Source organism: Mesorhizobium sp. M0601, from assembly GCF_040320845.1.
GTDB lineage: Bacteria > Pseudomonadota > Alphaproteobacteria > Rhizobiales > Rhizobiaceae > Mesorhizobium.
This window is the reverse complement of record NZ_JAMYQK010000012.1, coordinates 51,364-69,132: the sequence shown is the minus strand read 5'-3', so window position 1 is coordinate 69,132 and position 17,769 is coordinate 51,364. Positions and strand designations below refer to the sequence as shown.

The window sequence follows — 17,769 nt, the reverse complement described above, 5'->3', positions numbered from 1 at the left end:
GACTGATGCTCGCCGTTGCGGCGGCGTCGCTGCTGGCGGGACCTGCATTAGCCAAGGCGCCCGAACTACCGCAAACCGCACCGGTTCCCCAGCTCAACCGGGAAGCCACCTCGCCATCCCCAACCGAGATCCCGGTCCCCGAACCACGCCCCGCTCCGGAGGCTGAGCGGCCCAAAGACGGTCAGCCTCAAAACGATCAGCCCCAAAATGGCCAGTCCAAGACCGAGCAGCCGGAGCCGCCGGCGATCGCGCCGCAGCCGCCTGAAAAGCCGGCGCAGGCCGAGCCGCCGGCAAACCCATCGGTCGCGCCACCAAACCCCGCCGAGGCAGACGAGAAGGCGGAGCAAAAAATCCTTCCAGATCCTCGATCCGTCGCCATTGCCGGGAAAGAAATGCCGCCGGAGGAGTTGGCCTGCCGCAGGCGGCTGAAGTCGATGGGCGTCGATTTCGAGGAGCGCAAGCCCGAGCATGATACGGCGGTCGGTTGCTCGATCCCCTACCCGATCGTGCTGAAGACGCTCGGCAAATCCATCGCCATCGGCCCGGACCCAGAGCTGAATTGCCAGATGGCGGAAGCGGCCGCCCGCTTTGCTGCTTCGGTCATTCAGCCTGCCGCAAAGGCCGAGTTCGGCATGGATGTCAAATCGATCGGCCAGGCCTCCGCCTTCGTCTGCCGGCCGCGCCACGCCGGCGGCAAACTGTCGGAGCACGCCTTCGGCAACGCGCTCGACATCGCCAGCTTCACGCTTTCGGACGGGAAGGAGATCGATGTCGGCCCGGCGCCGCCGGAAAAGGACGCGAAATTCCTGGATATAGTGCGCAAGGCGGCCTGCGGGCCGTTCAAGACCGTGCTTGGCCCCGGCAGCGATGCCGATCATTCGCTGCATCTCCACTTCGACCTCGAACCGCGCCGCAATGGCGGCACGTTTTGCCAATGACCTTGCCTATGGGGGCGCCGCAATTTGGCCGCAGGCGTGAACGGCGCCGCTGATTTTTCCTTTACTCTTCAGGTTTAGAGTCTGTGCCATCTGGGGACAGGAACCCTTCCGATGGCCGGGCTATTTCGCGCTGCGCTTGCCGCTGCGCGGCACACAGAATGCGCGCGCATGGCCGGAAGGCTTGCCGCCCTGCTTGCCGTGGCGGCGGTCTCAGCCTGCAATACCGGCAGCGTGCTGTCGCTGCAGCCGGCCGTCGATGTCGGCAGCCAGACCGCTGCCGTCCCGCCCAATTCGGACCCGCAATATTCCGACCCGCAATATTCCGGCGCGCAAGATTCCGGGCCGCAATATTCGGGTATGCAGCGCCTCGTCCCGTCCAACCCCTATATGACCGCCGCCTATCCGCGCCTGGACAACCCGATGTCGCCGGCCGAACAGATGCCGGCCACCGAGATCGATTGCCGCAAGGAACTGAAACGCCTCGGCGTCGTCTACACCGATGTTGCGCCGATCCATGAAGGCCAGTGCGGCATCGATTATCCTGTCAAGGTGTCGGCCATCGGCAGCGTCGAGATGAAGCCGGCCGCGACGCTGACCTGCGACATGGCCGCCAGCTTTGCCGGCTGGACCAGGAACGAACTCGTGCCGTCGGCCCGCTGGCGCTATTTTTCAGGCGTCAAGACCATCCACCAGGGCTCGAGCTATTCCTGCCGCAGGATTGCCGGCGAAGGTGTTTTGTCGGAACACGGCAAGGGCAATGCGCTCGACGTGATGAGCATCGAGCTTAACAATGGCGACGACATCGACGTCCGCAAGCCCGGCCTGTTCGCCTTCCGCACGCGCGGCTTCCTCAACAATGTGCGCGCCGACGGCTGCCAGTATTTCACCACCGTGCTCGGCCCCGGCTATAATTACGACCACCGCAACCATTTCCATTTCGACATCAAGAACCGCAAGAACGGCTATCGCGCCTGCCGCTGATTGCAGCCCCTGCCCAAGACTTGCTGCGCCGGTTAAGATGGTGCGCAGACGCTTGGGTGGTGCCTCTTGAGCCAACGGAGCCTTCGACGACGTGCAACGACCTGGCTGGTGGCATGCTGTGCCGCCTATCTTTCGCTCGCCTATTTCGCCGCGCCTGAGTTCTGGACGTTACGGGACCGCAATTTTCGCAATCAGCAATTCGAGATGGTGACGCACACGCCGCAAGGCATTCCGGGCGATCCGATCAATGTCGGCCTTGTCGGCACCAAGAAGGAGGTTGTCCATGCTTTTGCCGTCGCCGGCTGGGATACGGCAGACGCCATCACGCTGAAGACCGCGATCGAGATCGGCGAAAGCGTGCTGTTCAACCGCCCCTATCCCGACGCGCCGGTCAGCCGGCTTTTGTTCGAAGGCCGCGCCCAGGACCTAGCCTTCGAAAAGCCGGTCGGCGACAGCGCCGACCGCCGCCACCACGTCCGCTTCTGGCAGACCCAGGCGACCGGAGACGACGGCCGGCCGCTCTGGCTCGGCTCGGCAAGCTTCGACCGGGGCGTCGGCCTCAGCCATGACACCGGCGCGATCACCCATCATATCGGCCCCGACGTCGACGCCGAGCGCGACGGGCTGATGCACGACCTCTCCGCCGCCCGCATGCTGGTCTCGACCAGCGAGATACCAGGCGTCGGCGCCACGAAGACCGGGCGCAACGGCGAAGGCGATCCCTATTTCACCGACGGCAAGGCCATCATCGGGGTCCTGCTGCAACTGCCGTAGGCGCGCAATCGGCCTTCCCGTCTGACAGCCATTTCGTCCCGACGGGTTCAGGGCACGGTGATCACGATCTTGCCGAACGGTCCTGTCTCCAGACGCTCAAATGCCTGCGGCACCTCGTCGAAGCCAAACACCTTGTCGATCACCGGCTTGATGGCAAGCGTCTCGATCGCCTGGTTCATTCGCTCGAAAGCGCGGCGGTGGCCGATCGATATGCCTTGTACGACGATCCGATTGCGCAGGAACGGAATGATCGGGAAACTGAGCTCCATGCTGCCGAGAAGGCCGATGAGCGACAGCCTGCCGTCGGCGCCCAGCGCATTGAGCGAGCGCCGCGCATTGTCGCCGCCAACCATTTCCAGCACATGGCTGACGCCGGCCCCGTTTGTCAGTTCGCGCGCCGCCTCGTCCCATGCCGGCTGGCTGCGATAATTGATCCTCTTCCAGGCGCCGAGCGCCTTCGCCCGCTCGAGCTTCTCGTCGCTGCTCGAGGTGATGATGGTGCGCAGGCCGAAGGCGGCGGCAAATTGCAGCGCAAACAGCGACACGCCGCCGGTGCCCTGGATGAGAACGGTTTCGCCCGGGATCGGCTTGGCCTCCTCGACCAGCGCGAACCACGCCGTCAGCGCCGCAATCGGCAGCGTCGATGCCTCGACGTCGCTGAGCTGCGGCGGCGCCGCCACGGCGGCATCCTCATGAAAAAGCACATGCTCGGACAGCATGCCGGGCAGTGACGAACCAAGCGTATGCTTGTGCAGCACCGGCGGGGCGTCGCCGTCCGGCCAGTCGGCGATCACCTGGCCGAGCACGCGCTGCCCGATGCCGAAGCGGCTGACTTCGCTGCCGGTGGCGACTACTTCGCCTACCGCGTCCGATGTCGGCACGAACGGAAAGCTGAGGTCCGGTATCAGCACGCCATCGACGATCATCCTGTCCTTGTAATTCAGCGATACCGCTGTGACTCGTACCAGAAGATCATGCGGCCCGGGTTGGGGCAGCTTTCCATCAGCCGGCTTCAACCTGGACAGGCCGAAACCGTTCATCTGCCAGGATCTGTTTTCGGTGCTCATTTGGTTCGCGCTCCGTGGTTGATGATTGCGCGAGACATTTACGCCGTTTCACTATGGAGAAAAGTGCTTCCATGTGGCATGTTCTGCAACAGATTAAGGAGCAAAACTCTACAATAGGAGCGCTTCATTGGAATCAGCCAATTTGCAAGGCATCGTCGCATTCGTTCACGCGGTGGAGGCCGGCAGCTTCACCGGCGCCGGCGCACGGCTGCATGTCACCAAATCGGCGGTCGGCAAGTCGATCGCGCAGCTGGAACAGCGATTGGGCGTCCGCCTGCTCAACCGCACCACCCGCAGCCTCAGCCCGACCAGCGAGGGCCTGAGCTATTACGAAGCCTGCGTCAGGGCACTGGCCGAGATCGAAGCCGCGCGGTCACTGCTGGCTTCGCGCAAGCAGGTGCCTTCCGGGCGGCTGCGCGTCGACCTCCCTTTGGCCTTCGGCCGGCGATGCGTCGCCCCGCTGCTGTTCGACATTTCCAAAAAATTCCCGGACCTGACGATGGAAATCTCGTTCAACGACCGGCGCGTCGACCTGATCGAGGAAGGCATCGACCTGGCGGTGCGTATGGGCGACCTCGACGACAGCTTGTCGATCGCCGCGCGCCGCATCTATGCCCAACGTTCGGCCATCTGCGCCGCCCCCGCCTATCTCGACGCCCACGGCAGGCCGCTATCGATCGAGGACCTGGCCAGGCACAGCCTCATCGGCTACGGCCGCGACGGCACGGTCCATCCCTGGACCGTCAGGCATGTCGACGGCCGTCTCGAAAAATTCGCGCCCAAGGCGCGGCTGGTGCTCGGCCACGGCGAACCGATGCTCGATGCGGTACTGACCGGCTGCGGCATCGTCTATCTGCCGACATGGCTGACGGCCGACAGCATCAGGCGCGGCGAGCTCGAAATGGTTCTGTCGGACTGTCTTGTCGAAAACACCGTGGTGCATGCCATCTGGCCGGTAACACGCAATCTCGCGCCAAAGGTGCGCGTCGTCGTCGACGCCCTGATCGAGCATTTTGCCGCGCCGCCCTGGGATGCGGCATGGATGCCGCCTGATTGCCCGGCTCGCTAAATTTAAAAAGCGCGACCGTCCTATTTTCGAAGACAGCGCGGCAATGCTATGGACCCGGCATGCTTTATGCTGAAATTGCCATCGTGGTCGTCCTCATCTGCATTAACGGCCTTCTGTCGATGTCCGAGCTCGCCATCGTCTCGTCGCGGCCGGCGCGCCTCAAGACGATGATCGACCGCAACGTCAAGGGCGCCGGCCGGGCCCTGGCGCTCGGCGCCAATCCGGGAAAATTCCTGTCCTCGGTGCAGATCGGCATCACTTTGGTCGGCGTCTTGTCCGGTGCCTTTTCCGGCGCCACGCTCGGCGAGCGGCTGGCCACCTCCCTGGCGTCGGCCGGCATCCGCGAAAGCCTCGCCGATCCGCTCGGCGTCGGCATCGTCGTCGCCCTCATCACCTATGGCTCGCTGATCATCGGCGAACTGGTGCCCAAGCAGATCGCATTGCGCGACCCCGAACGGGTCGCCGTCAGGGTTGCCCCGGCAATGACCATCCTCGCCGGCGTCTCGGCGCCGCTGGTCTTCCTGCTCGATTTTTCCGGCCGCGCCCTCCTGTGGCTGCTTGGCCAGCGCGGTCAGAGCGAGGATAAGGTCACCGACGAGGAGATCAAGATGCTGGTCGCCGAAGCCGAGCACCACGGCACCATTGAATCCGACGAACGGCGGATGATCGCCGGCGTCATGCGGCTCGGCGACCGTGCCGTACGCGCGGTGATGACGCCGCGCACCGAGGTCGACTGGATCAATCTGCAATCCGACGAGGCGGCCATCAGGAAGCTGCTGATGGACACCCAGCATTCGCGCCTGCCGGCCGGCGACGGCGGCGTCGACGCCATGATCGGCGTCGTCCAGACCCGCGACGTGCTGGCCGCAATGCTCGGTGGCCGCGCTCTCGACCCGCGCCGGCACGTGCGGGCCGCGCCAATCGTGCATGACCAGGCCGACGCGCTGGACGTGCTTGCGACACTGAAGGAATCCGACGTGCCGATGGCGCTGGTGCATGACGAGTACGGCCATTTCGAAGGCATCGTCACCCCGGCCGACATTCTGGAAGCGATCACCGGCGTCTTCCGTTCGGATCTCGACGCCGGCGAAGAGGAAAACGCCGTCAAGCGCGAGGACGGCTCATGGCTGCTCGCCGGCTATATGCAGGCCGACGAGATGGCAGAGGTCCTCGGCATCGACCTGCCTGAGAGCCGCGATTACGAAACCGTCGCCGGCTATGTGCTGTCGCATTTGCACCATCTGCCGGCGACCGGCGAATGTGTCGACGCACAAGGCTGGCGCTTCGAGGTCGTCGACCTCGACGGCCGCCGCATCGACAAGCTCATCGCCACCCGCCTGCCCGGCGGCCACCGCGAGGTCGTGCGGTAAGGATCGACGCTACTTATGGGCTATATGCTCGCGGCGACACCGCTCGCACAGTCAAAGTTGATTGGGAATACCGCCTATGGTCGACCAGCTTTTCGCCGACCCATATCTCGCTGCCGTCTACGATGCCTGGCACCCGAGATCTGCGCGCGACGACTATGATTTCTACCTGCCCCGCATTCTAACAGCAGACGCGGTGCTTGATGTCGGATGTGGAACGGGCACCCTCCTTCACGAGGCACGCCTTTCTGGACATTCAGGGCGGCTCTGCGGCATCGACCCAGCACCCGGCGTGTTGAATCGCGCACGAACGCGCGCGGATATCGAATGGGTTCTCGGCGATCTCCAATCGGCCGGCTGGACAGCCGAGTTTGATCTCATTGTGATGACGGGGCACGCATTCCAGGCCCTTGTCAGCGACGAAGACCTGAGGGATTTCATGGCGGCTGTCCGACACGCGCTTGTGCCAGGCGGATGCTTCGCGTTCGAAACGCGGAACCCTTCGGTGCGGGCGTGGGAGCACTGGACACCCGAAAATGCGGTCGTCGTTGAGTTGCCTGACGGGTCGCTGGTGCAGATCACAACAGAGGTGATCATGCCGTTCGATGGACAGACGGTGACATTCACCCACAGGTTCGGCGGAAAGCATCCGAGCCTTCCGCAAGTTAATCGCAGCACCTTGCGATTCCTCGAGACGGACGCCTTATCGAGCCTGCTGGGGAACGCGGGGCTACGGATCGAACAGCAATTCGGCGACTTTGACGGCAGCCCACTTGGCCCTTCGAGCCCAGAGATCATCACGTTCGCGGCCAGATGAAAGGAGCATCCGCTCTCCAGCCCTGCAAGCAACGACAACTCGCGGCCCCATTGCGGACGTGGAACCGTATTTTGCGGCGGCTGCGACGCAGAAATGAGACTGCCGACCGTCAGCCAGGTCAAGCTTGGCAATCGCAGGACTCAGCGATCAATCGATTGCCTCGATGCCTTGTGCCCTCAGCCGTTCGAGATGGTCCTTCATCCAGAGTGCCGCTCAGATAGACCCAGGCCGCCTGCTTTCGCACGCCGTAATTGGAGCTGTAACCGGCTTCGATCAGGTCTCCCGGTTTAAGATCGGCCCGCGTGCCGTGGTAGAATTGGCGCGGCTGGTCGGAGGCTGTCATCGGCTCGCTACTCATCCTCGTCGTCCCAGGCATCATGGTGTCGTGGCGCGCACTATTTCATGCACGCCATCGAATCAAGCCTCCGGCCGCGCGGTTATCGGCCGTCCGCGCTCAGCGCTGCCGACACCCATTCCGGCCATACCGCCCGATGCGCGCTAGCGGTCGGCTGCCGGCGCGGTTATTATCGGCGCCTGCACCGTCGCTAAGGTGGAAAATGGATCTGCAAGCCTTCAGGGAATCGATTGCGAAACCACAGCCGCCAGCCGGCTTGAGCCCTGCCCTGCAGGCGCTGTGGTGGGATGCAAAGGGCGATTGGGCTAAGGCGCACGAGTGCGCGCAGCAGCGCGACGATACGGCGGGCATGCACGTGCATGCCTATCTCCACCGCAAGGAAGGCGACCAGTCGAATGCGGAATATTGGTATCGCCGCAGCAACGCGGCGCCGTCGACCTTAACGCTTGACGAGGAATGGCAAGAGTTGGCAGGTACACTTTTGCAGCAAAGCTGACGCTTGCTCAGTCATCGTAAAATAGCCGGTCCTGCATCCACTCTCCGGGGTTTCAGCTGGCGCCCTGTGGCTTGTCCCTGCCGTTCCATTCCGCATTGCGCGCCTGCGCCTCTTCGGCGATCAGTTTGAACTCCCGCATCTTCGCAGCTTCGATGGCGAATGCGCGGCTTGGCAGGACGCCAGGGTCCTCCTGACTGTTCTGAAACTGAAAACGGGCCTCCAGTTCGGCCCATATTCGCTCGGGTGCCGTATCCTTGCTGGCAAGCAGCGCAACAACCAGCGCCAGAGTCTCGCGCTGGGCGTTCAGCCGCCCTTCGATCTCTTCATTCGGCAATTCGGACATGCGGGTCGCTTCCAGTTTCTGGCTCAACGGCAAAATCGCACCCTTGTTCCGGAATCCAGCGACGGCACGTTCAGGCTGAGCAGCGGATGCTCGCCGGCAAAGCAGTGCCGGGCAGCTCCTCGCAAACATCGTGGAGATCACCGAGTTCGAAGTCGATGCACTACTGACTTTGTCCAGCTTGAGCGGGCCGACACCATTCACCTACCCCTTTCGGCTGGCGCCGACGGGCCACAGGACGCATCTCCACTTCGAGGCTTCGATTACCGGGAAAGGGCTTCCCGGGCCGATGGCACTTCTCGCGCCGCTTGCGTCCAGCTTCTTCGAACGCGGCAATGCGAACAAATCTTGAGAGCCTGAAGCGAATTGTCGAGACTGCTCGTCCAGCAGATTGATCCCAAGGGTCGCCGTTTAACCTCATTCCAGCAGACTTCCGGATTCCACCCCGTAGCCGGCACCTGCGGTTAACTGCCCGCAACGATCAAAGCCTGTCATCGAGAACGACCATAGGCTGCTGCGAGCACCGGAACAGCTGCGAAGCCTTGGCGTTGTTGGCATCCGGGATCTCGAGCGGACGCTATGAAACCTTCTGATTTTTAAGCCGTTATCGCCGGATGCCCGAGGCTAAATTTAAGCTGAAATCGGTTGACGGCGCCCGAACGCGCGATTCCGAGAAGTCGCGCCGCGAGAAACAATCGACTGTCGAAGTCGCGTCAGAGGTCGTCGGCCAGCCCGCGCCGCCGCCGGATGTCACCGAACCCGATCCTGAGCTGACACCTGAAGAGGCCGAGCGGGCGCGCAAGAGATACCTGCTTAAGCGCTTCTGGATCAGCGCGCGCGGTTACTGGGGCGGCAGCGGCGACAGGGTCGCCTGGCCGTTGACGATCGGGCTGTTGGTCCTGATCGTCGCCAATGTCGGCTTCCAGTATGGGATCAATGTCTGGAATCGCGCAATTTTCGACGCCATTGAGCAACGCAATGCCCACACCGTATATTGGCTGAGCGCCGTATTCCTGCCACTCGTGATCGGAAGCGCCAGCCTTGTGGTGGCACAGGTCTTCTTTCGCATGAGGATACAGCGCCGCTGGCGGTCCTGGCTCACCACCGCGGTCATCGCGCGCTGGCTCGCAAGCGGCCGCTACTATCAGCTGAACCTCGTCGGCGGCGATCATAGCAACCCCGAAGCCCGCATCGCCGAGGATTTGCGGATTGCCACCGAATCGCCCGTCGATTTCATCGCCGGTGTCATCGTCGCATTTCTGTCGGCCTCGACCTTCATCGTGGTGCTGTGGACGATCGGCGGCGCCCTGACCCTGACGATTGCAGGTTCGACCGTCACCATTCCCGGCTTCCTGGTCATCACCGCAGTGCTCTATTCCGCGATCACGTCCACTTCGATGGCGGTCATTGGCCGTCATTTCGTCCACCTCTCCGAGGAAAAAAATCAGGCGGAAGCCGAGTTCCGCTACACGCTGACGCGCGTGCGGGAAAACGGCGAGAGCATCGCATTGCTCGGCGGCGAGGAGGAGGAGCGCAGCGGCATGGACAAGACATTTGCCCATGTGCTCAGGCAATGGGCGCTCCTTGCAGGCCAGCACATGCGCACGGCGCTGGTGTCTCAGGGGTCGAGCCTGTTTGCGCCTGTCGTGCCGGTCTTGCTTTGCGCTCCAAAGTTCCTCGAAGGCAGCATGACACTTGGACAGGTCATGCAGGCTGCCTCGGCCTTTGCCATCGTGCAGGGCGCGTTCGGATGGCTGGTCGACAACTATCCCCGTCTCGCCGATTGGAACGCCTGTGCTCGGCGCATCGCTTCGCTGATGATGTCGCTCGACGGGCTCGAGCGGGCGGAACAGAGCAACACGCTGGGACGCATAAAGCGCGGCGAGACCGGCGGCAATGCGATGCTCAGCCTGAACAATCTCTCCGTGTCGCTCGACGACGGCACCGCCGTGGTCAAGGAAACCGAGGTCGTGATCGAACCAGGCGAGCGGGTGCTCGTCGCCGGCGAATCCGGCTCGGGCAAGAGTACGCTGGTGCGGGCCGTCGCGGGTCTGTGGCCATGGGGTAGCGGCAGCGTCAACATCCGCGCCGACAGACGGTTGTTCATGTTGCCGCAACGGCCCTACATCCCGACCGGGACGCTTCGCCGCGCTGTCGCCTATCCAGGCGCCGCCGACAACTGGACGCTGGATAAGATCAAGGCTGCCCTCGACAAGGTGGGGCTCGACTACCTCAACGACCGGATCGAGGAGGACGCGCCATGGGACCAGACCTTGTCGGGTGGCGAAAAGCAGCGCCTCGCCTTTGCGCGTCTTCTGCTGCACCGCCCCGATATCATCGTGCTGGACGAGGCAACGTCGGCACTCGATGAGAAGAGCCAGGACAAGATGATGGAGATGATTATTCGCGAATTGCCGAAGGTCACCATCATAAGCGTAGCGCACCGCGCCGAGCTGGAGGCCTTCCACAGCCGCAAGATCACATTGGAGCGGCACAAGGGCGGCGCAAAACTTGTCAGCGATATCGAACTCGTCCCGCGCAAGGACAGACGGAACTTGCTCATGCGCCTTCTGAGGCAACGGCGCGCCAACGGAAAGCCAGCGCGACCTTGAGCAAAGCGGCGCTGCCCTACGCAAAGAGTGAGGCCGCCGGTCGGACCAGGCGGACCATCGCCGGTTCGAGTCACTGCCCGTATCTGGTCCTGAAAGCACCAGCCGTGGTACCTTGATTCCGGGCAGCTGCTGCTGTCGGAACGTCGATGGCACGAGCGCATTTCCATGTCCGGTGCAACGCCGATGCAACCCGGGTTGATTTCAAAAGCCCAGATTGATTTCGAAAGCAAAGGGACCAGCAATGACAATCGCCAAGAACACGATCTGCCTTTGGTACGACAAGGACGCCGAGGCTGCGGCCCGCTTCTATTCCGAGATTTTTCCCGACAGTTCGGTGAAATCCGTCCACCGCGCTCCCAGCGACTACCCGTCCGGCAAGGCAGGCGACGTGCTGACGGTCGAGTTCACGGTCGTCGGCATCCCCTGTCTCGGCCTCAATGGGGGGCCCGCGTTTAAACACAACGAAGCCTTCTCCTTCCAGATCGCCACCGACGATCAGCAGGAGACCGACCGCTATTGGAACGCCATCGTCGGCAATGGCGGCCAGGAAAGTGCCTGCGGCTGGTGCAAGGACAAATGGGGCATCTCCTGGCAAATCACGCCGCGCGTGCTGACCGAAGCGATGGCCGCCGGCGGCGATGAAGCAAAGCGCGCATTCGAGGCGATGATGGAGATGAAGAAAATCGACGTTGCAGCGATCGAGGCGGCGCGGCGCGGCTGACAGTTTCGGGTGGCCCGACGCGAAAAGATCAGGGCAGAGCGGCCGGAAATGCTGCCGGCCCATCATCTCCAGGCAGGCGTGCGATGGTGCTGAACTGCGCTGCGTTTTACGACGCCGAACTGCGACGGCACAACGAGGTCTTCAGGGCTGCGGTCAAGGTGGGAACGCGCGATCGCGTGCTCGATATCGGATGCGGTTCGGGACAATCCTCTCGTGATGCTGCCCGTGTCGCGGTGGAAGGCAGCGTGCTCGGCGTGGACGTATCGGCGCAGATGCTCGAGATCGCCCGGAAGTGTAGCGCGAAAGAGGGATTGCGAAACGTCGCCTTTGAGCGCGGCGATGCGCAATTGCTGGTATTTCCGCGCGCCGGTTTCGATCTGTGCATTAGTCGGTTTGGAGTGATGTTCTTTGCCGACCCCGCGGCGGCGTTCGCCAATATCGCCCGGGCGTTGCGACCAGGGGCACGTCTTGTGTGGATGGTATGGCAATGCGAGGGCCGCAACGAGTGGGCGACTGCCATTCAGCGGGCGATTGCGCCGGGGACCGCCATATCGGCGGGCGCCGCCACCCCGTTTTCGCTTGGCGACCCCGCCATCACCGCGGAGATCTTGCGTGCATCCGGTTTTGTTTCGGTCGACTTTGCCGAAGTGCATGAGCCGGTCTTCTACGGCCAGGACGTCGATGCGGCCTATGACGCTTTGCTTGGCCTGCAACTGGTCAAGGATCCGCTCGCCCGCGCGGGTGTGGATGTCGATGCGGCGCTGCGGCGGTTGCGCGATCTGCTCGACGCGCATTTGACCGCGGACGGTGTGCTTTTCGACTCGCGTGCCTGGATCGTCACCGCGTTTCGGGCGAGCCGATAGTAACCACTCGATGTAGACGATCCTGTTCTCTCGGCCTTCCCGTCAGTCCATTTGCGGCGTGACTTCTGAGAGCAGCCAATCCCTGAAAGCCTTGACTTTGCGCTGACGGATCGCCTCCGGCGGGTAGACGAAATAGAAGCTGGAGGGGGATTTCAGGGCGTGGCCGAAGGGGCGGACAAGCCGCCCGGCGGCAAGGTCGGCCGCAACGAGCATGGTCCGGCCGAGCACCACGCCCTCGCCTTGTGCGGCCGACTCCATGGCAAAGGTGGCAGAGTCGAAGGTAATCCCGCTCTGCGGGTCCACGCCCTCGACCCCGGCGCTTGCCAGCCAGGTCGCCCAGTCGATCGGAAAGCTGTCACGGATCAGCGTGTGGTGTTTGAGGTCCTGAGGCGTGCGGAGCGGATGTGCACCCTCAAGAAGCTTTGGGCTGCACACTGGAAACACCTCCTCGCCGGTGAGGAACTCCGACGTGAGCCCCGGATAGTTTCCGCTGCCATAACGGACGGCGACGTCGATGCCGTCTCCGAGGAAGTTGGTCAGCTTCCCGCTCGTCGAAACCCGCACATCGATGTCGCCATGCGCACGGTGAAAGCGGTAGAGGCGTGGCACCAGCCATCTTCCCGCGAAGCCATCGGAGGTGCTGACGTTCAATGTCGAGCTCGAATAGCGGGCTGTTGCTGCAGCGGTGGCGGTGGCCAACTGGGCGAGCGCCTCGCGCACCGCCCGCGCATAGGGCTCGCCGACGGCTGTCAGACTCACCGAACGCGTACCGCGCTCGAACAGCTGCACACCGAGCTGATCCTCAAGATTCTTGATCGCCCGGCTGATCGCACCGTGGGTGACATGAAGTTCCTCTGCCGCCTTCGAGAAACTCAACAGGCGCGCCGCCGCTTCGAAGCTCGGCAAGGTGGTGAGGGGAGGCAGCTTCCGGGGCATGGACCGAGACCTATGTGTGAGCAATGCTCACACATTGTCGCCGATAAGTCGTTTGTCGTCCAGGCCGGAACACTGCATGTTTGCTCGCGTAGTCAGTCATTCACCGCCGCTTCAAAAGGCGATTTGATGTGACTGATACTCTCGCTGACAAAAGTCGCGGGGCAACTGCTGAAACCAAAACTGCCGCCACTCTGGGAGAGCACCATGAACGCCAAACGAGTTGAAGCCATCGTCGACGTCCTGACCGGCATGGCCGGCCGCATCCTCGCCTCGAGCAGCCGGCGCCGGACCGGGCGGCAGATTGCACGCTTCTCTACCCGCCGGCTCGAAGACCTCGGATTTGCCCGCGACTGGGACGGCTCGGTCTATCGGCCGTCGGACCACCGCTAGCCTGAACGAAAGCAACAGCGGACAGGCTCTTCGCAAAAGATCGCTGTCGCAAGGAATTAATGGAGAACGGACATGGCCACCATCCACCCATTCCTCTGGTTCAACACCGACGCGGAGCAAGCCCGCGATTTCTATCTCTCGGTCTTCAAGAACAGCAAAGCGCTCCAGACCATCGAATACACCGACTGGGTGTCCGGAACCAACAAGACGGTCCCGCATGCCACCTTCGATTTCGAGCTCGAAGGACTGCACCTTACAGCGCTCAACGCCGGGCCGCAGCCGCCTTTCAACGAGCGGCTCTCGCTCTACATCGAGACCAGGGACCAGGCCGAGACCGACTACTACTATGAGGCGCTCACCGCCGGCGGCGGCAGGGCACAACCCTGCGGCTGGCTCACCGACAGATACGGCGTCTACTGGCAGGTCATCCCGGAAATCCTGCCGCGGCTCGGTGCCGATCCGGACCGCGAAAAGGCCAACCGCGTCCGGCAGGCGATGTACGGGATGCGCAAGATCATCATCGCCGACCTCGAAGCCGCCTATGCCGGCAAGGCCTGACCCTCACCGCAATCGCAACGAACGGAGAACCCTCATGACATCGCTCGTGGACAGGAAAGTCATCGTCGTCGGCGGTAGTTCCGGCCATCGGTCTCGGCGTCGCGGAAGCTGCTCTCAACGGCGGAGCGAAGGTCGTGATCGTCGGACGCTCGCCCGAGAAACTGCTGGCTGCCGAAAGGACGCTCAATGCGGGCCGCGTGACCAGCGTGGTCGCCGACATGACCGACGAAGCGGACGTCGCTCGCCTGTTCAACGAGGTCGGTCCCTTCGATCACCTCGTATCGACCGCCGGAACACTGCCGCCCGGCGATCCCATCGGCAGTACCGACATGGAGGCTGTGCGAGGCTTCGTCGATAACAAGCTGATTGGCGCCGTCATGCTCTCCAAGCATGCTGTGCGCACCCTGAAAGCCGGCGGCTCGATGACCTTCACCTCGGGAATAAATAAGGATCGGCCGCCGGTGCCGGGAGGCTCGGTCGTCTCCGCGATTGCCGGTTCATTCAGCTACTTCGCCCGCGCCCTGGCGCTCGAACTGGCCCCGACGCGCGTCAATGTCGTGTCGCCCGGATGGGTCGACACACCGATGTGGGACATTGTTGGAGAAGCCAAATCCAGCTTCTTTGCCGACATGGCTGCCCGGTTGCCATCGAGAAAAATTCCGACCGCTGCGGATGTCGCCGCCGCCTACCTCTACCTCATGGAAAGCGACTTCACGACCGGCGAGACGATCCGCATCGATGGCGGCCATAACCTGATCTAGCCGCCATTTGCACGTCGCCTGAATGGGTTGAGCCGGCATGACCGCTAGTCCGGTGCACTGCTGCCGAAGGCGACGAACGCCGGCGGGTCATGCCGGCGTCGCTCAATCGGGGTTTACATCGGCAGCCAGGTCCCTAGTTTTAGCGTTTCGCGCCGCGCACCTAAGTGCGTGGATGATCGAGGACGGGACCGTGAGCTTTGGCCGGCCCCTCGAAACTTTCAAAGGATGGCTATCATGACACAGGCCAAGAATGGCGACACCGTGCGCATCAATTACAATGGCCGCCTGGCTGACGGCACTCAGTTTGATTCTTCCGGCAACGAACCGCTGCAATTCACGTTGGGTGAAGGACAAGTGATCGCCGGTCTCGAAACCCATGTCGAGGGTATGGAGGTGGGCGCGAAAAGCACCGTCACCATTCCCGCCGAGGCCGCCTATGGCCCCCACCGCCCCGAAGCGGTCATGACCGTCGATCGCGCCCGCGTACCAGACAACATCAATGTCGATATCGGCGCTCGATTGCAGGTCAGAACCCCGGAAGGGCGCCCGATGCCGGTAACAGTCGTCGGCGTGGACGACACCAGCGTCAAGCTCGACGGCAATCATCCGTTGGCCGGACGCGATCTCGTGTTCGACGTTGAACTGGTCGAGATCGTTCAGGCGGCGTAGGGCACGGCAAAGCGCGTAACGGCCATGATTTTCGGGTGACGCATTTCGACCGGCGGTTCCGGCGGTGCGTCACCTGTTCGGAGGCAAAGACCGCGACGGGGGAAATCGTGTAGCGTGCAGCAACCCATAGAGACATTCGGCATCTGGAATGTCCAATTCAGCGTCGCGGTCTCGAGGACCTGTGGAAGACCTCGCTTGACAGCCGACTTCTCGTGACAGCAAAGTCCCGTGATGCGGGCGATTGGCTGGAATAGAATTGCGCGTGTCGGGGCAATCGTGCTGATGATTGGCACAAATGTTCCTGCGCCGGCACGTTCCGACTCGCTCCTTCTCACAAGCCCGTCCCAGCCGGCCAATGTCGGCGATGCGATGCTGGCGGCTGCCAATTATCATGATTCCGGCGACTATGATCGCGACCTTGCCGCTGTGGCGAAGCAGGCAGGCGACTGGGTCGTCAAGCGCGCAATGGAGGTGCCTCGCCCCGCACTGGTGCTCGATATCGACGAGACGGCTTTGGCCAACTGGGAAGTGATCACACGTGACAATTTCGGCCGCCCGATCGGCGGCGCGTGCGACATCGCAATCGACGGTCCCTGTGGCTGGGCCGCCTGGGATCAGCTTGCGAAGGATCCGGCCATCGACGCCGTGCTGGAGGTCTTCCGGCAGGCGCGAACGGCGAAAGTCGCGGTGTTCTTCATCACCGGACGTCCGGAGGACCAGCGTCAGGCAACCGAACAGAACCTGCAGTCGGCCGGCTATGTCGGCTACGAGCACCTTTACATGGTCCAGCCTGGGGCCAAATACGGCTCCGCCGCAGATTTCAAGGCACCCATAAGGGCCGAAATCGAAAAGGCCGGCTACACGATAATTGCCAATGTCGGTGACCAGCCATCCGACCTGTTCGGTGGGCATGCCGAGAAGCTGTTCCTGCTGCCTAATCCGTTCTACCGGGTTCGCTGACGGCCGGAACGGCACAAGCCCGGATCCTCGGCTCCTTGCCGAGCACCTACTAAGGTATCAAGACGACTTTGCCGGTCGCGCCGCGCTCGTCCAGCAGGCGATGTGCGTGGCTGGCCTGGTCGAGCGGGAAGCGGCCACCTTTGGTCACCACAAGCTGACCACCAGCGGCCAGATCGAACAGCTCCAAAAGGCCGTCACGGAGCCCGTCCGTAGACAGCAACGGTAGCAGGGCAAAACCCTTCAGCGACTGGTTGCGGCCGATCATCGCCTCCATCTCCGGGGCGCCGAGCGCGTATCTGCCAAGTGCTGCAAACACCAACTCTCCGCGAAGTGCCAGAGCCTCCAGCGCAACCGCCGTCAGCGGGCCGCCGACAATGTCGTAGATGATGTCGACGCCGGCGCCGTCTGTCGCTGCCCGGACGTGCACCGGCCAATCCGTGTTGCTGTAGTCGACGGCAGCATCGGCTCCCAGCGACAAAGCAAGGTCGAGCTTGGCCTTGCTGCCGGCTGCCGCGATGACACGGCTTGCGCCGGCGCGCTTGGCAAGCTGGACGAGCAACGAACCGACGCCGCCCGCGGCAGCGGCGACCAGCACCGATCTGCCGGCCGGCGGGCTTTGCCGCGATAGATACAATGCCGTCAGTCCTTGCACCATCAATGCCGTCGCGTTTTCGAACGAGAGCGAATCCGGCAAGGGCACGGCCAGGCTTGCGTCGATCGTCACATACTCGCCATAGCCGCCAAACGGGCGGCTCGAGGCGAACAACGGCGCGGCGACGCGCGTGCCGAGCAAGGAAGCGTCCACCCCCTGCCCAAGCGCCTCCACGATCCCGGCGGCCTCGACGCCAGGGATCATCGGCAGTTGCGGCGTCACCGCATAGCGATCCGCGCGCATCAGCACTTCGAAGAAATTCACCCCGGCCGCATGAACGCGGACCAAGACCTCGCCGGCTTGCGGCTCAGGCTTCGGCACCGCGACTACGTCGAGAACGTCGGGCCCGCCGAAGCGGCTCAGTTGAATGGCTCTCATCGCATGCACCGATCGCTGTTGGCATCGGCCGCTGTTTGCCACTATCTGCCTGGCTTCGACTACAC

General features: G+C 63.0%; 20 protein-coding genes. 15 read left to right on the top strand and 5 right to left on the bottom strand.

What is annotated here, in order from left to right; genetic code table 11:
• Nucleotides 1–5 precede the first annotated feature (5 nt).
• From NKI41_RS14020 to NKI41_RS14010, 3 genes are all read left to right on the top strand, one after another.
• Complete coding sequence (locus NKI41_RS14020) at nucleotides 6–938, top strand: extensin-like domain-containing protein (protein ID WP_352683544.1); 933 nt, start codon at nucleotides 6–8, stop codon at nucleotides 936–938.
• 111 nt (nucleotides 939–1,049) lie between these two features.
• On the top strand, nucleotides 1,050–1,919 hold the full coding sequence (locus NKI41_RS14015; protein WP_352683542.1) for an extensin-like domain-containing protein: 870 nt from the start codon (nucleotides 1,050–1,052) through the stop codon (nucleotides 1,917–1,919).
• Nucleotides 1,920–1,985: 66 nt separating this feature from the next.
• Complete coding sequence (locus NKI41_RS14010; RefSeq protein WP_352683540.1) at nucleotides 1,986–2,693, top strand: LssY C-terminal domain-containing protein; 708 nt, start codon at nucleotides 1,986–1,988, stop codon at nucleotides 2,691–2,693.
• Nucleotides 2,694–2,740: 47 nt separating this feature from the next.
• Here NKI41_RS14010 and NKI41_RS14005 read toward each other — a convergent pair whose 3' ends face one another.
• Nucleotides 2,741–3,760 (bottom strand): zinc-dependent alcohol dehydrogenase family protein, encoded by a 1,020-nt coding sequence (locus NKI41_RS14005; RefSeq protein WP_352683538.1) that lies wholly within the window; start codon nucleotides 3,758–3,760, stop codon nucleotides 2,741–2,743.
• 127 nt (nucleotides 3,761–3,887) lie between these two features.
• On the opposite strand from NKI41_RS14005, the gene NKI41_RS14000 reads away from it, so the two are divergent.
• From NKI41_RS14000 to NKI41_RS13990, 3 genes are all read left to right on the top strand, one after another.
• Nucleotides 3,888–4,829, top strand: coding sequence for a LysR family transcriptional regulator (locus tag NKI41_RS14000; protein ID WP_352683536.1), 942 nt, complete (start codon nucleotides 3,888–3,890; stop codon nucleotides 4,827–4,829).
• A 59-nt stretch (nucleotides 4,830–4,888) separates the two neighbouring features.
• A complete protein-coding gene (locus NKI41_RS13995; protein WP_352541053.1) occupies nucleotides 4,889–6,199 on the top strand; it encodes a hemolysin family protein in 1,311 nt (436 codons plus the stop codon).
• A 76-nt stretch (nucleotides 6,200–6,275) separates the two neighbouring features.
• Nucleotides 6,276–7,013: a class I SAM-dependent DNA methyltransferase gene (locus NKI41_RS13990; RefSeq protein ID WP_352683534.1), complete on the top strand. Its 738-nt coding sequence runs from the start codon at nucleotides 6,276–6,278 to the stop codon at nucleotides 7,011–7,013.
• Nucleotides 7,014–7,131: 118 nt separating this feature from the next.
• On the opposite strand, the gene NKI41_RS13985 is transcribed toward NKI41_RS13990, so the two are convergent.
• Nucleotides 7,132–7,356, bottom strand: a complete 225-nt coding sequence (locus tag NKI41_RS13985; RefSeq protein WP_352683639.1) for an NAD(+)--rifampin ADP-ribosyltransferase — start codon at nucleotides 7,354–7,356, stop codon at nucleotides 7,132–7,134.
• Nucleotides 7,357–7,570: 214 nt separating this feature from the next.
• Between NKI41_RS13985 and NKI41_RS13980 the strand changes: the two genes are divergently transcribed.
• The gene (locus tag NKI41_RS13980; RefSeq protein WP_352683531.1) at nucleotides 7,571–7,864 is read left to right on the top strand and encodes a hypothetical protein; all 294 of its coding nucleotides are present in this window, start codon (nucleotides 7,571–7,573) and stop codon (nucleotides 7,862–7,864) included.
• 52 nt (nucleotides 7,865–7,916) lie between these two features.
• On the opposite strand, the gene NKI41_RS13975 is transcribed toward NKI41_RS13980, so the two are convergent.
• A complete protein-coding gene (locus tag NKI41_RS13975) occupies nucleotides 7,917–8,408 on the bottom strand; it encodes a hypothetical protein (protein WP_352683529.1) in 492 nt (163 codons plus the stop codon).
• A 410-nt stretch (nucleotides 8,409–8,818) separates the two neighbouring features.
• Here NKI41_RS13975 and NKI41_RS13970 point away from each other — a divergent pair, with 410 nt between their 5' ends.
• From NKI41_RS13970 to NKI41_RS13960, 3 genes are all read left to right on the top strand, one after another.
• On the top strand, nucleotides 8,819–10,816 hold the full coding sequence (locus NKI41_RS13970) for an ABC transporter ATP-binding protein/permease (RefSeq protein ID WP_352683527.1): 1,998 nt from the start codon (nucleotides 8,819–8,821) through the stop codon (nucleotides 10,814–10,816).
• A gap of 247 nt (nucleotides 10,817–11,063) precedes the next feature.
• Nucleotides 11,064–11,537, top strand: coding sequence for a VOC family protein (locus NKI41_RS13965; RefSeq protein ID WP_352541103.1), 474 nt, complete (start codon nucleotides 11,064–11,066; stop codon nucleotides 11,535–11,537).
• 83 nt (nucleotides 11,538–11,620) lie between these two features.
• Entirely contained in the window at nucleotides 11,621–12,400 is a 780-nt protein-coding gene (locus NKI41_RS13960; protein WP_352683526.1) for a class I SAM-dependent methyltransferase, read from the top strand.
• A 42-nt stretch (nucleotides 12,401–12,442) separates the two neighbouring features.
• Here the strand turns inward: NKI41_RS13960 and gcvA are convergent, their stop codons facing one another.
• The gene (gene gcvA / locus NKI41_RS13955; RefSeq protein WP_352683524.1) at nucleotides 12,443–13,336 is read right to left on the bottom strand and encodes a transcriptional regulator GcvA; all 894 of its coding nucleotides are present in this window, start codon (nucleotides 13,334–13,336) and stop codon (nucleotides 12,443–12,445) included.
• Between the two features lie 204 nt (nucleotides 13,337–13,540).
• Between gcvA and NKI41_RS13950 the strand changes: the two genes are divergently transcribed.
• The 5 genes from NKI41_RS13950 (at nucleotide 13,541) to NKI41_RS13930 (ending at nucleotide 16,674) form a co-directional block, all read left to right on the top strand.
• Nucleotides 13,541–13,726, top strand: coding sequence for a DUF1127 domain-containing protein (locus NKI41_RS13950; RefSeq protein ID WP_352541045.1), 186 nt, complete (start codon nucleotides 13,541–13,543; stop codon nucleotides 13,724–13,726).
• A 72-nt stretch (nucleotides 13,727–13,798) separates the two neighbouring features.
• The gene (locus NKI41_RS13945; RefSeq protein ID WP_352683522.1) at nucleotides 13,799–14,284 is read left to right on the top strand and encodes a VOC family protein; all 486 of its coding nucleotides are present in this window, start codon (nucleotides 13,799–13,801) and stop codon (nucleotides 14,282–14,284) included.
• 86 nt (nucleotides 14,285–14,370) lie between these two features.
• Nucleotides 14,371–15,045 (top strand): SDR family oxidoreductase, encoded by a 675-nt coding sequence (locus NKI41_RS13940; protein WP_352683637.1) that lies wholly within the window; start codon nucleotides 14,371–14,373, stop codon nucleotides 15,043–15,045.
• Nucleotides 15,046–15,279: 234 nt separating this feature from the next.
• On the top strand, nucleotides 15,280–15,714 hold the full coding sequence (locus NKI41_RS13935; RefSeq protein WP_352468461.1) for an FKBP-type peptidyl-prolyl cis-trans isomerase: 435 nt from the start codon (nucleotides 15,280–15,282) through the stop codon (nucleotides 15,712–15,714).
• Between the two features lie 231 nt (nucleotides 15,715–15,945).
• Complete coding sequence (locus NKI41_RS13930; RefSeq protein WP_352683635.1) at nucleotides 15,946–16,674, top strand: HAD family acid phosphatase; 729 nt, start codon at nucleotides 15,946–15,948, stop codon at nucleotides 16,672–16,674.
• Between the two features lie 49 nt (nucleotides 16,675–16,723).
• On the opposite strand, the gene NKI41_RS13925 is transcribed toward NKI41_RS13930, so the two are convergent.
• Nucleotides 16,724–17,704 carry a quinone oxidoreductase family protein gene (locus NKI41_RS13925; protein WP_352683520.1) on the bottom strand — a complete coding sequence of 327 codons (981 nt, stop codon included), beginning with the start codon at nucleotides 17,702–17,704 and terminating at the stop codon, nucleotides 16,724–16,726.
• Between the last annotated feature and the right edge of the window lie 65 nt (nucleotides 17,705–17,769).

Coding starts and splice junctions, on each gene's coding strand:
- NKI41_RS13950 (WP_352541045.1), top strand. CDS start 13,541: ATGAACGCCAAACGAGTTGAAGCCATCGTCGACGTCCTGACCGGCATG.
- gcvA (WP_352683524.1), bottom strand. CDS start 13,336: ATGCCCCGGAAGCTGCCTCCCCTCACCACCTTGCCGAGCTTCGAAGCG.
- NKI41_RS13970 (WP_352683527.1), top strand. CDS start 8,819: ATGCCCGAGGCTAAATTTAAGCTGAAATCGGTTGACGGCGCCCGAACG.
- NKI41_RS13930 (WP_352683635.1), top strand. CDS start 15,946: ATGCGGGCGATTGGCTGGAATAGAATTGCGCGTGTCGGGGCAATCGTG.
- NKI41_RS13980 (WP_352683531.1), top strand. CDS start 7,571: ATGGATCTGCAAGCCTTCAGGGAATCGATTGCGAAACCACAGCCGCCA.
- NKI41_RS14005 (WP_352683538.1), bottom strand. CDS start 3,760: ATGAGCACCGAAAACAGATCCTGGCAGATGAACGGTTTCGGCCTGTCC.
- NKI41_RS13990 (WP_352683534.1), top strand. CDS start 6,276: ATGGTCGACCAGCTTTTCGCCGACCCATATCTCGCTGCCGTCTACGAT.
- NKI41_RS13985 (WP_352683639.1), bottom strand. CDS start 7,356: ATGACAGCCTCCGACCAGCCGCGCCAATTCTACCACGGCACGCGGGCC.
- NKI41_RS13945 (WP_352683522.1), top strand. CDS start 13,799: ATGGCCACCATCCACCCATTCCTCTGGTTCAACACCGACGCGGAGCAA.
- NKI41_RS13960 (WP_352683526.1), top strand. CDS start 11,621: ATGGTGCTGAACTGCGCTGCGTTTTACGACGCCGAACTGCGACGGCAC.
- NKI41_RS13935 (WP_352468461.1), top strand. CDS start 15,280: ATGACACAGGCCAAGAATGGCGACACCGTGCGCATCAATTACAATGGC.
- NKI41_RS13925 (WP_352683520.1), bottom strand. CDS start 17,704: ATGAGAGCCATTCAACTGAGCCGCTTCGGCGGGCCCGACGTTCTCGAC.
- NKI41_RS13995 (WP_352541053.1), top strand. CDS start 4,889: ATGCTTTATGCTGAAATTGCCATCGTGGTCGTCCTCATCTGCATTAAC.
- NKI41_RS14020 (WP_352683544.1), top strand. CDS start 6: ATGCTCGCCGTTGCGGCGGCGTCGCTGCTGGCGGGACCTGCATTAGCC.
- NKI41_RS14015 (WP_352683542.1), top strand. CDS start 1,050: ATGGCCGGGCTATTTCGCGCTGCGCTTGCCGCTGCGCGGCACACAGAA.